This window comes from Desulfitobacterium metallireducens DSM 15288, assembly GCF_000231405.2.
Taxonomy (GTDB): Bacteria; Bacillota; Desulfitobacteriia; order Desulfitobacteriales; family Desulfitobacteriaceae; genus Desulfitobacterium_A; species Desulfitobacterium_A metallireducens.
On sequence record NZ_CP007032.1, the window covers coordinates 1,322,525 to 1,334,928 of the forward strand.

13 protein-coding genes are annotated in these 12,404 nt (G+C 41.7%); 9 read left to right on the forward strand and 4 right to left on the reverse strand.

Features of this window, described 5'->3' with window-relative positions; translation table 11 throughout:
- Positions 1–12 precede the first annotated feature (12 nt).
- Positions 13–1,164, forward strand: coding sequence for a RuBisCO large subunit C-terminal-like domain-containing protein (locus DESME_RS06430; RefSeq protein WP_006715535.1), 1,152 nt, complete (start codon positions 13–15; stop codon positions 1,162–1,164).
- 107 nt (positions 1,165–1,271) lie between these two features.
- Here DESME_RS06430 and DESME_RS06435 read toward each other — a convergent pair whose 3' ends face one another.
- A complete protein-coding gene (locus tag DESME_RS06435) occupies positions 1,272–1,709 on the reverse strand; it encodes a cupin domain-containing protein (RefSeq protein ID WP_006715534.1) in 438 nt (145 codons plus the stop codon).
- A gap of 23 nt (positions 1,710–1,732) precedes the next feature.
- A complete protein-coding gene (gene cysK, locus DESME_RS06440; RefSeq protein WP_006715533.1) occupies positions 1,733–2,665 on the reverse strand; it encodes a cysteine synthase A in 933 nt (310 codons plus the stop codon).
- 211 nt (positions 2,666–2,876) lie between these two features.
- Here cysK and DESME_RS06445 point away from each other — a divergent pair, with 211 nt between their 5' ends.
- Positions 2,877–3,326: an RrF2 family transcriptional regulator gene (locus DESME_RS06445; RefSeq protein WP_006715532.1), complete on the forward strand. Its 450-nt coding sequence runs from the start codon at positions 2,877–2,879 to the stop codon at positions 3,324–3,326.
- An 85-nt stretch (positions 3,327–3,411) separates the two neighbouring features.
- Here the strand turns inward: DESME_RS06445 and DESME_RS06450 are convergent, their stop codons facing one another.
- Entirely contained in the window at positions 3,412–3,669 is a 258-nt protein-coding gene (locus DESME_RS06450; RefSeq protein WP_006715531.1) for a hypothetical protein, read from the reverse strand.
- Between the two features lie 305 nt (positions 3,670–3,974).
- Entirely contained in the window at positions 3,975–6,005 is a 2,031-nt protein-coding gene (locus DESME_RS06455; protein WP_006715530.1) for an N-acetylmuramoyl-L-alanine amidase, read from the reverse strand.
- A gap of 217 nt (positions 6,006–6,222) precedes the next feature.
- Between DESME_RS06455 and DESME_RS06465 the strand changes: the two genes are divergently transcribed.
- The 7 genes from DESME_RS06465 to DESME_RS06495 all read left to right on the forward strand — a co-directional run bounded on the left by DESME_RS06465 (position 6,223) and on the right by DESME_RS06495 (position 12,288).
- Complete coding sequence (locus DESME_RS06465; RefSeq protein WP_006715529.1) at positions 6,223–6,468, forward strand: hypothetical protein; 246 nt, start codon at positions 6,223–6,225, stop codon at positions 6,466–6,468.
- A 139-nt stretch (positions 6,469–6,607) separates the two neighbouring features.
- The gene (locus DESME_RS06470; RefSeq protein WP_006715528.1) at positions 6,608–7,525 is read left to right on the forward strand and encodes a ketopantoate reductase family protein; all 918 of its coding nucleotides are present in this window, start codon (positions 6,608–6,610) and stop codon (positions 7,523–7,525) included.
- Positions 7,526–7,588: 63 nt separating this feature from the next.
- The gene (locus DESME_RS06475; RefSeq protein WP_006715527.1) at positions 7,589–9,274 is read left to right on the forward strand and encodes a M3 family oligoendopeptidase; all 1,686 of its coding nucleotides are present in this window, start codon (positions 7,589–7,591) and stop codon (positions 9,272–9,274) included.
- A gap of 9 nt (positions 9,275–9,283) precedes the next feature.
- Entirely contained in the window at positions 9,284–10,513 is a 1,230-nt protein-coding gene (locus DESME_RS06480; RefSeq protein ID WP_006715526.1) for a hypothetical protein, read from the forward strand.
- A complete protein-coding gene (locus DESME_RS06485) occupies positions 10,506–10,790 on the forward strand; it encodes an EscU/YscU/HrcU family type III secretion system export apparatus switch protein (RefSeq protein WP_006715525.1) in 285 nt (94 codons plus the stop codon). The genes DESME_RS06480 and DESME_RS06485 overlap by 8 nt, the downstream gene beginning before the upstream one ends.
- A 20-nt stretch (positions 10,791–10,810) precedes the next feature.
- The gene (locus DESME_RS06490; RefSeq protein ID WP_006715524.1) at positions 10,811–11,119 is read left to right on the forward strand and encodes a UxaA family hydrolase; all 309 of its coding nucleotides are present in this window, start codon (positions 10,811–10,813) and stop codon (positions 11,117–11,119) included.
- Positions 11,120–11,130: 11 nt separating this feature from the next.
- A complete protein-coding gene (locus tag DESME_RS06495) occupies positions 11,131–12,288 on the forward strand; it encodes a UxaA family hydrolase (protein ID WP_006715523.1) in 1,158 nt (385 codons plus the stop codon).
- Positions 12,289–12,404: the final 116 nt, after the last annotated feature.

The window sequence follows — 12,404 nt, forward strand, 5'->3', positions numbered from 1 at the left end:
GGAGGAGAAAAAGTGCTTCTTTCAGGTTTTTCACGATTATCGGTGCCGTGTGAACGGTTTCGAGTGACCTATCAACTTCAGGGTACAGAGGATGAGGTTTATGATAGGGCTAAGGATATTTGCTTGGAGCAGACTGTAGAATTCCCGGAGGAATTTATTCCTGAAGGGTTAATTAAGGAACATATTGTGGGTCAGATCGAATCCTTTGAATCCTATGAGGATAATCGCTTTCTTGTGGTGATTAGCTATGCGATCGACTCAGCAGCAAATGAACTTACTCAACTGTTCAATGTTATTTTCGGAAATATAAGCATTAAGCCGGGTATACGGGTTGAGCATATCGAACTTCCCGATGCTTTATTGAAGAATTTTAAAGGACCTCGTTTTGGCAGAGAAGGGTTAAGGGAATTGCTCGGTGTTAAAAAACGTCCCTTAATTTTTACAGCGCTAAAACCGATGGGGCTTACCTCACAGGAACTGGCCGAACTAGCCTATCAATTTGCTTTGGGCGGGATCGACATTATTAAAGATGATCACGGGCTGTCCAACCAATCTTTTTCGCCCTATGAAGAACGGGTAAGTTTATGTTCGGAAGCGGTGAAAAAGGCAAATCAGGAAACGGGATACCATTCAATCTATGTTACAAATATTACTGGTCCCGTTCAAGAGGTTAAGAAAAGGGCAATCACGGCAAAAGAGAGGGGTGCTGGCGGAGTTTTGATTTCACCAGGCTTAATTGGGTTTGATATGATGCGAGAAATCGCCGAAGATGATCAAATTGCTTTACCTGTAATCAGTCATCCCGCATTCCTGGGCAGCTATGTAATGGGTACGAGTGGCCTTTCCCACCATACCTTATTTGGACAAATGGTTCGTTTAGCGGGTGCTGATGGAACGATCTATCCGAATTTCGGTGGACGATTTTCTTTTTCACGTTCAGAGTGTGAGAATATTGTTCAGGGCACGGAGATTCCGATGGGTAACCTAAAACCGATTTTTCCCTGTCCAGCTGGAGGAATGAGCTTAGCGAGTGTCCCAGAATCCCTTAAAGTGTATGGAAATGAAGTAGCGTTCCTGATTGGTGGCGGACTTTTTAAACAAGGTCCTGATTTAATTGCGAACAGTCGTTATTTTCGTGAGCTTGCCGAGAGACTTAGCGAATAATGGTTGTAAAGGAATAAGAGTACTAAAAATGACATCCGATTCGGAGGTGGTTAAAGCTCCGGATTGGATGCCGTTTATTATTTTCTTTATAAGGTGTTATTACTCGTTTAGTACCTTATGAAGTCTGCTACTTCGGGATTCTGGCGCAATAGGTTGATATCTTCCTTAGTGGGGCGAAGGGGACGATCACGATCGACATTAACAAGGCAAAGAAAACCAAAGGTTGAGCCTTTGGTCGCTCGAAATTGATGCCATGTCTGGGCAGGAATGGTCACAACATCTTTTTCCCGTACAGGATAGATTTTGTCTCCTAAGAGCACTTCACCCTCCCCTCTAAAAATAATCACCAGATGAGCATGCTGATGATGCTCTAAAGTAGAGTGTCCATTAGGAGCGATCTCAAAATAGCGCAGCTGGCAAGGAACATCTTCTAATCCTTCACATAAAACGCGTCGGGTAATGCTTTTAAAATGAGTTTCCTCTTCCTTATAGTTAAGGATAGGAGTGTTTTCCCACTCGTAATTTTCAAAACGTTTAATTGACATACTTTTGCTCCTTACTTCATGCATTATTCAGCAAAAAGTGCAGTGGAAAGATATCTTTCACCATTATCGGGTAAAAGGACAACAATGGTTTTCCCTTCATTTTCTGGACGATTGGCTAACTCTGCAGCTGCCCATAGCGCAGCTCCAGAGGAAATCCCGACGAGTAAGCCTTCCATTTTGGGGAGCTCTCTACCGATTGCAAAGGCATCTTCATTTTTCACTTTAATAACTTCTTCATAAATGGAGGCATTGAGGGTATCTGGAACAAAGCCAGCACCTATCCCTTGAATTTTATGGGAGCCGGATTTGCCTTCTGACAGTACGGGTGAGTCAAAGGGTTCAACGGCAACGATCTTGATATTGGGGTTTTTGGCTTTTAAAAATTCGCCGACGCCGGTAATCGTTCCACCAGTACCAATACCAGCTACGAAAATATCGACTTTTCCGTCTGTGTCGTCCCAAATCTCTGGGCCTGTTGTTGCTTTATGGGTAGCAGGATTGGCAGGGTTTTCAAACTGCCCGGGGATATAGGAGTTGGGGGTTTCTTTGGCAAGTTCTTCGGCCTTAGCGATAGAACCTTTCATGCCCTTCGAAGCTTCAGTAAGCACAAGCTCAGCCCCATAGGCTTTTAAAAGATTACGACGTTCGATACTCATGGATTCAGGCATGGTGAGAATGATACGATAGCCTCTTGCTGAGGCGACCGAAGCAAGACCAATACCGGTGTTGCCACTAGTCGGTTCAATGATGACAGAATTCGAATTTAATAACCCTTTTGCTTCGGCATCATCAATCATTGCCTTCGCAATTCGATCTTTTACGCTGCCGGCTGGATTGAAATACTCAAGTTTAGCTAAGATAGTTGCTTTTAATTGATGCTTTTTCTCGAAGTTTGATAACTCTAGTAGCGGAGTTTTACCAATGAGATCAGTTAGACTTTTATAAATTTTTGACATAGTGATCCTCCATTCAATATATAAGTTTGTAATTTTGATTTCCTACAATTCTTATATGTTTAATATGATGATTAAATCGTAACGCGAATTAATTTTTTTGTCAATAGCAATATGCCCCAACTCTTTATTTTCAACACGTTTGACAAAGAGAGGTATTAATATTACGATATATTATACCGATAAGAATGCTAGAGTTTGGAGTGGTATATCTTTGAAGATATCGACAAAAGGTAGATATGGGTTGAGAGCTTTGCTTGATTTAGCAGTTAACTCCGATGGAGAACATGTTGCTTTGTCGAATATTGCAGAGCGCCAAGGCATTTCTGAGAACTACCTTGAACAGGTTTTCTCTTCGCTTCGAAAAGCAGGAATAATTAAGAGCGTTAAAGGAGCTCAAGGAGGATATATCCTCGCTGAAAAGCCTAATAATATTAGAGTCGGTAGAATCCTTCGAGTTTTAGAAGGCGATTTATCGGTTGTTCAAGATGACGATGATCATCCTCATGATTATTATGAGAGTATCCAATACTGCCTACAATTACAGGTCTGGGATAAGATGTCTGAGAGTATCAATAATTTCGTGGATTCGATAACGCTTGAGGATCTTGTTCAAGATTATAAAGTGTTGAATAATGAGATCGGTGATATGTACTATATCTAATAAGATTCGATATTTGAGGCTAAGAGTGGCTCGTACCTAAAAGAGGTACGAGCTACTTTTATTAGTGTGCTAATGGCATTTATTACTAAAAGATAATATTATCAAACTTATTTGCGAGAAGCTCAATCTCATCTAACACAAGGTTGAAGTTATGGTTTTGGTTTCGCATCAACCGGTTCCTCCATTTTGTAAAGTAAGTTTTCAAATGATATTTCTCGATCAGGCCAGGGGCGTTTTGGATGAGGTATTGTTCAAGCTCGTTAACTTCCCACAAAGCATTGTCTATATCATCTTTGCAGATGAGATCGTAAATGATACGAAGTCCGTTAGAAATGGTCTCCAATGACGATTCCTCCACACTTGATTTTTATAATCTAATATATAGCTTTATTTAAAATTTAGCTAGTCCTATTTGAATTTAAATCAAAGAGAAGCCAAATGAGGTTGCACAAATGCTTCCACTGTTGATTTAGGCACAATTGCTCTTAAAGTAGCTTTGTCGAAAGCGAAAATTACTTCAGGACAAATTGAAGATATTGTAGTTGGGCAGAGCAACCAGGATGGCTGAAAGATAAATACAATTTGTTAAAATAACAAAAAACGGACATCGTTTAAGTGATGTCCGTAAACTAGTAGTATTTGTAGTATTTAGGATTCAGGGATAGGGTTTTTATAGTAATTAAAGATTCCATGGAAGATCGCAGCTGCCACATTTTTTTGGAAGGTAGGGTTTTGTAAGCGAGCCTCTTCGTAGGGGTTGGAGATAAAGGCTGTTTCAAGTAAAATTGCAGGCATGTTAGTATTGCCTAAGACATAAAGTGGAGCTTGCTTAACTTCACGGTTCTGGGTTTCAATTATGTCGATGAAGGCGTTTTGAACACTGTTTGCAAGATGCAGGCTCTCATTACTTTTGGGATTGCGAGAATCGTAAAAAGTAGATGTGCCATGCACCTCAGGTTTGCCGAAGGAATCATTGTGGATACTTACAAATAAATCGACATTGTTGTTATTCGCGAGATCGACACGGGCTTGTAGATCATTGAGCTCTGAGTAATCATTGACAATAGAAACGTCCTTATCACGAGTTAGAAGGACCTTTGCACCGGCTTTTTCTAAAACATCCTTTAAGGCAAGGGCTATTGCCAAATTATTATCTTTTTCATACGTTTGGTTTGGCCCAATCGCCCCGGAATCTGGCCCACCATGACCGGGATCGACGAGAATTTTTTTACCGTTTAAGGTGTTGGTAGAGAATCCTTTAAAAGGATCAATGAGAACTTCTTTCGAGGGATCATATGTTACAACAGGGATTTGAGGGGGGGGAGTGACAGTACCGCCCCGAGAAGGAAGTTCAGGTTTCTTGATTCCTGTGGGTAGTGGGGGGAAGTCTTTAAGATTGGAAGGATATTCAGAAGATGCGTTTCCTTCGATAATATTCCGAGTTTGCGCACTAATAACACCTGGGCCGCCCAGAATGAGTACAGTGCCGTTAATAGCTAAATCAACATCTGCAGGGTTTGCTGAAGCAATTTTTACATAAGTAGCAGAAACCCAACCTGTGGTCGATTGATAGGTTGTTTTATACCACTCATTTTCTTGGGCGATAAGGTCAATCGTTTCACCTTGAGGGATGGTGAGCAGAATTGAACCGGTTGGCGAGGGATTATCTCTGAGCCTTAAGCCTCCATTCGCAGTAATCTGCCCAATTTTCAGAGAGGTATCGGCTGAGGAAACATTCTCTTGAGTAGGGGGTTCAACCTGCATATGTTCCCGCATTAGCGCGTAAACCGAAGGAGGAATATCATCTTTTTCCGAAAGGAGCAAAGGCGCTTTGTATTTTGAGGCTAAGACTGTGCCTGCGACGGCATCAGGAAAGGTCAGACCTGAAGCTAAAAATAAGTTATTTGAAGTATATGAGCTCTGCATCGCAGAAACAATTTTAGCATTGGTTTCATAACGATCTTGACCGCCCAGACGCGTTTCGAGTGCAAAGTTGTTTTGGGCTAAATCCTCGGAGGAAATAACCCCTTCGCCCCCGATGACGACTAAGTGATGGGGTTGAGTCTCCTGGTAATAGTCGATGACAGAGTGAGGAAGGGTGCTAGAGGTTAAAACAATCGGGATTTGTTTAATGCCAGCGTAGCTTGCAGCAGATAGAGCATCAGGGAAGTCATCTCCATTAGCGAGAATTAAAGAATCGCTATTTAAACGTTTTGCTAGGAGAATCGAGGTTTCGTAACGATCCGCTCCACCAATTCTTTCAATTTGATCCGATGTCAAACCAAGTTTAGTCAAGTCCTTCTCAATCGAGTTCTTTAAAACCCCGGTTCCTCCAAGCAAAATCACCTTTTGAGGGTCTAAACGCTGGATTTCTTCGACGACTCGGGGATCAATCGTGTCTCCATGGGTGAGCAGAATAGGAGCATTTATGCTTACAGCAAAAGGAGTAGAGGCAATCGAATCAGCGTAATCGGAGTATTCACACAAAATAACCGTTTCCGCGCTTTGCCAGCCTTTATTTGAAATGTCAATAGCCGTTTCGACTCTGTCCTCTCCAGCTAATCGCTCGATTGGGTAAGCTAAAGGGCTTGCTTGTACAAATAAGGGCGTACTTAGAACCACTGCGAGTGAAGTGATTATTGAAATAACAATCTTTTTCAGAAGACCCAATCCTTTCATATATGTATTTCTATGTCGATTATACCAAAAGATTTAAGTTTTGGGACAGACAAAACTCAAAAAATGGCAAAATTAACAAAGTTCCTAGCTTTGCGGGGGCCGTTAAAAGTAAACTCTCCTTTATAGTTATTGTGAATAACGGATATTCCAGGGTTATGCAGGAGAATTTAGAACAAACTAAGAATAACTATAGTTTAATGTGGAGGAGGAATAATTGATGTCATTGTTATATAGAATCCTAGGATTTGCTGCCTTCCTTGTTATTCTTGCTTCAACCGCAACTTTTGCCTTTGGCCTCCTCGTTGTTGGTGTTGTAGTGCTCAGCGGAGTGGGGTTATACCGTTATTACCGTTTGAAAAAGAATTTTAAAAATGGCAAAATAAGATCAAAATCAAAGGGGTATTCCTCAGGTGAAATCATTGATATGCCAGTGGAGGAAAGAAATGAAAGAAAACGGGTATAAAGAAGAATCTCCCCTTTATAAAAGGTTTATATGTCGAAGTCAAGGGCAATAGCGTAATCATTCATGGCAGGGACTTTAGAGAGAGGACTTGGGTCTTTAGTCAAGGGATTACGAACTGAAAAGGAAGAAGGTTTTCTAGATGAATATTGTTGTTGTCGGGGCAGGAGCTGTCGGGGGATACTTTGGTGCGAAAATGGCTAGAGTGGGGATCCCTGTAACTTTCTTAGTCCGAGAGAAACGATATCAACAAATCAAGGAGCGAGGACTTCACGTTAACAGTGTTCATGGGGATTTTACTATTGAACCTCTTTGTGTCCGCTCTCCAAAAGAAGTTGAAAATCCTGGTTTAGTCATACTTGCGGTGAAGAACTACCATCTTGAGGGGACGCTTGGTAATCTTGCTACCTTTGTTGAGCGGGGGGCTAAAATATTGCCACTGCTGAATGGTGTTCAACATATGGATCAACTGATTTCCGTCTTCGGGCGTGAGTCAATTTTAGGAGGGCTTTGTTATATTGAGTCCACCCTCAATGCATCAGGAGATATTCTGCAAAAGAGCGTCATTCAAGATATTATCTTTGGTTCTTTAACTGAACAGGATTCCATGTTTCTGCATGAGATTGAAACGTTATTTATGAAAAGCGGAGTAAACGTGAAGCTTAGTTATGAGATACTCACTGAGATGTGGTCTAAATATATTTTCTTAGTAATGCTAAGTGGGATGACCTCAGCGACCCGCAACCCGATCGGCGTTTCGCAGAATGATCCAGTTACATTCGCTTTTTTGAAAGACCTCGTTGAAGAGCTCATAACTGTGGCCAGAATGATGAAGATTGAGCTCCCTGATGATTTTTCTAAACAAATGATTACCCGAATTATAAATACAGCCCCTGCAATGACCTCGTCAATGCATCGCGACTTAGAAAAGGGCCTTCCACTTGAATTAGATAGTCTGCATGGAGCAATTCTTGAAATGGCTATACAACAGAAAATTGAAACTCCCTGTATCCGAGCTATCTATGCCTTGCTTCATCCGTTTCTCCAAGGAAAAAACTAATCTGTAATTATGGAATTAGCTATTTGTTTTAAATAAGTGTTTCTTAGAAAAGGAGTTACAATGATGAAATTTAAAGAGTATGATTACTCACGACCTAATATTTCCGAAGTACAAACCGCATTTGGCACTTTGCTGGAACAGTTCCAACACGCCTCTAGTGTTCAACAGCAAAATCAAATCATGGTCGAAATAAACCAACTTCGTGAGAAGTTTGACTCGATGTTTGAACTTGTTCAAATCCGTCATTCTGTGGATACTACGGATTCGTTTTATGAAAAAGAACAAGAATATTTCGATGAAATCACCCCTCTTTATGAAGAATTGATATCGGAGTTCTATCGTGCTTTGGTAAATTCTCACTTTCGGGAGGATTTAGAAGAGAAATGGGGAAAACAGCTTTTCCGGATTGCAGAGTTAACCCTTAAGACGTTTAAACCGGAAATAATTGAGGATTTACAGCTCGAAAATAAACTCGAGAGTGAGTACATGAAACTTATTGCCTCGGCTAGAATCCCGTTCGAAGGAGAAGAACGAAATCTTTCGGGCCTGGGAATGTTCCTTCAGTCTACAGATCGAGAAATGCGGAAGAAAGCTAATAAGGCTAAATATTCTTTCTTTACCCAAAATGAGGAGAAGCTCGATGCAATTTTTGATCAACTTGTAAAAGTAAGGACTGGGATTGCTCAAAAACTTGGCTACGCTAGTTATGTGGAACTTGGATATGCGCGTATGCTTCGTTCTGATTATAATCCTGAGATGGTTGCCCAATTTCGCAAGCAGGTTGAGGAAGAAATCGTTCCTGTCGCAACTAAATTTCGTGAGCGCCAAAAATCTCGCTTAGGCCTAGATCGACTGATGTATTATGATGAAAAACTTACTTTTCCAGATGGCAATGCCATTCCTCAGGGAGACCCTGAGTGGATTATTGCGAACGGGCGGCGGATGTATAGTGAGCTTTCTTCAGAAACCGATGAGTTTTTTAACTACATGCTCGAACATGAATTGCTCGATCTGGTCACCCATAAAGGAAAGGCAGGGGGAGGGTATTGTACCTACATCAGCCAGTACCAATCTCCGTTTATCTTTTCTAACTTTAATGGAACTTCGGGTGATGTTGATGTTTTAACCCACGAAGCGGGTCATGCTTTTCAAGTGTATTCTAGCCGAAATTTTGCAGTGCCTGAATATCATTGGCCTACTTATGAGTCCTGCGAGATCCATTCGATGAGTATGGAGTTTTTTGCATGGCCTTGGATGGAGCTCTTTTTCAAGGATAAAGCAGATAAGTATCGATTCACCCATTTGAGCGAGGCACTTCTCTTTATTCCCTATGGAGTAACGGTTGATGAATTCCAGCATTTTGTTTACTCTCATCCCGAGGCGACTTCAGAAGAACGAAAAAAGGCTTGGCGCGAAATCGAGAAGAAATATCTTCCGCATAGAATTTACGGAGATAACGAATATTTGGAGCAAGGCGGATTTTGGCATCAACAGGGACATATTTTCAGTTCTCCTTTTTATTATATTGATTATACTTTGGCTCAAATCTGTGCTTTCCAATTTTGGAAAAAGGCACGAGAAAATCGCACTCAAGCATGGGCTGACTATTTTAAGATCTGTCAAGTCGGAGGGAGTTTATCCTTCCTCGAGCTAGTGGAACAGGCAAATCTTATTTCCCCTTTTAAAGAGGGCTGTATTCATTCGGTCATTGGAATCATTGGAGAATGGTTAGAGAAGGCTCAAGAATAGAGGTTGAGTATGAATATTCAAAGTCTCAACATAGCCAATAATTTACTGAACTTTAATAACAATGAGCTACGCGAAGGTCAGCGCTTTTTTATCGAGGTCCTTCGTGTAGACCCGTCTGGACAAGGGGTAATCAATATTAAGGGGAATCTTCTCAACGCACTTTTAGAAACCACGGCCCAGCCGGGCGATAAATTTTGGGCTGTAGTCAAGACGGTTGGGACTCAGGAACTCGTACTCGCAAGAGAAATCAAAACATCTGGTTCAAGTGGTGATATCTTACTTTCGACAGCCCAAGGTTCATTAAAGGGAAGTCAAGTACTTGCGGGGTTTGCCGGTCTTAGCCCAGAATTAGCAAAAGCTCTGAATACAGCGAAAAATATCCAATGGAATACGCTCCTCAATGGAAATATCGGAATGAGTCAGGAACAACTGACTCAACAAGCAGGGGAAGTCGGACTGACACCGCAAGCCGCTCAAACTCCTCAAATAGCACTACAACACCCTTTGGAAGCACACCTTGTTAAGCCTGCATCAAGTTTAGTTGAACCGTCCTTTTCGAACGTAACGGAAAAGCTTTTGTCTATTTTCCCGCAATGGGCTGAGTTAAACGGAGATAATGGACTAGAGCATATTCGGGACTTTTTAAACAAGTTGGGAGTAGGTTATGAACGCAAACTTGCTGAACTTCTTTTGGCTAAAAACAAACCGCCTGAGGAGGAAATAGCTAAGCTCAAGGATATGATTAAAGCTCAACTTCTTCTAGAATCTAAAGATCAAGACGATTCTTCAACAAACTCAAAAATACAGGGCCTCCTAGAGAAAATAACGGGGCAACAATTGTTCTTAGGCGATATAAGTAATTCATATGCGTGGTTAATCCTTCCTTTGAAGGAGGAACAAGGTTTTCAAGAGGCTAAAATCGCTCTGCAGGGTGATCGACAGAAGAAGGGATTGGATCAAACTCACTGCCGAATTGGAGTTTATTTGGAGACTTTGGCCTTAGGTAAAATCGGTGTCGATGCATACCTTGCTGAAAATACGTTGAACATGAGAATACTGAGTACAAATCCTCAAGAAATTTCTGAATTTATTCAGGAGGTTAAAGAGGAAACGATTGCGCGCTTTGCTCACTTAGGGTTAAGATTAACGGGTATTGATGTAACCTCTTGGGAATCCAACTCTGAATTCAAAAGCTTTGTTTCGGGAGAACCTCGACAGGGGGTTGATATTTATGCCTGACGCTACGCCACCTAAGAAGGCTGTCGCACTAAGTTATGAAGGTTCTGGAGCACCAAAAGTAATTGCTCGGGGAACAGGAGAATTAGCTAAAAAAATCATTGAAGTTGCTCAAACAGAGGGCATCCCTATTCAAAAGAATGAAGCTTTGGTAGAGGCATTAGTTCACATTGACCTGAACCGCGAAATCCCGCCCCAACTCTATGTGGCTGTCGCCGAGATTTTAGCTCTAGTATATAAATTAGACAGTCATTCGCAACAAAAATTGAAGAAAACATAAGCTTTTGGAGGTGAATTAGCGTGAAGAAACAAGCTGTTGTGATTAGTGTCAAAGACAATGTGGCAACTGTAGTAGATGAATTCAAAGCGGGTACCCCAATTCACTTTTTTTTAGGAGATCAAGAACAATCTGTACAACTTCTTCAGGATATTCCGCTTGGACATAAGATTGCTATTCGTGAGATTTCTAAAGGGGAAGAAATTATTAAATATGGCGAAACCATTGGTGGGGCAACGGTAAATATTAAAGTGGGTGAGCATGTTCATGTTCACAATATAGAGAGTTTGCGCGGCCGTGGAGATAAAGAAGATCAAGAGCGACAGAAGTGAGGGCTTTTCATATGAATATTTTAGGTTACCGTCGTCCAGATGGACGAGTCGGGATTCGTAATCATATCGTCATAATTCCAACGTCAGTCTGTGCTAGTACGGTTGCTGCCAATATTGCAGCCCAAATTCCGGGTGCAGTCGCTATTGCTAATCAACATGGATGTTGCCAAATCGGAGCAGATCACGAACAAACAATGCGCACATTAATCGGTCTAGGAAAAAACCCAAACGTAGCAGCTGTGCTCGTGATCGGACTTGGCTGTGAAGGTATGCCGATCCGCGAGATCGCTGCTGAGATTGCCTCCACAGCGAAACCTGTAGAGATGATTATCATCCAGGAGGTTGGAGGAACCCTCAAAGCGACGGCTGAAGGTCTCCGTAAAGCGGGAGAGCTCGCGCGCAAAGTCGCGCATCTTCAGCCAGAAAAGATGGATATGAGTGAACTTGTGCTAGCCATCGAATGTGGTGGCTCTGATTACACTTCCGGTCTAGCTTCGAATCCAGCTTGTGGGGTTGCATCTGATTTATTGGTTGCCGCTGGTGGAACATCAATGCTTTCAGAAACGACCGAATTTATTGGCGCGGAACACATTCTGGCACGTCGTTGCAAAACGTTAGAAATCGGAGAAAAATTAATCCATTATGTTCAGGCTTGCGAAGAGAGTGCGAAACCTATGAAAGTTGATCTACGGGGTAGTCAGCCCACCCCTGGAAATATTGAAGGTGGAATTAGTTCTATTGAAGAAAAATCATTAGGGTGTATACACAAAGCAGGACATGCGCCTATCCAAGATGTTTTAGCCTATGGTGAGGCTCCTTCTGGCAAAGGTCTTTATGTCATGGATTCTCCGGGACAGGATGTCGAGTCGATCACAGGAATGGTTGCAGGTGGCGCAACTGTTGTGATCTTTACTACCGGACGCGGAACTCCAACGGGTTGTCCTATTGCACCTGTCGTTAAAATAACCGGGAATTTCCACACGTACAAAATGATGGAAGATAACATGGATATTGATGCTTCCACAATTATCTCAGGTGAAGAAACGATCGATCAAGTCGGCCAACGGATTTTGGAATTTGTGGTTGAAGTTGCTAACGGTCAGATGCCAAAGGCGGAAAGTTTAGGCCATAGGGAATTTGGAATCTATAAAATTGCTCCAACGTACTAAGGGAACGGGTATAACAGTATATTTATAAATTACGATGTCTTAAAAAAGAACAATCCTTCTCAATTGAAGGACTTTGTTCTTTTTTTCTTTTCTAATTAATCGTTAATTTTATGTTA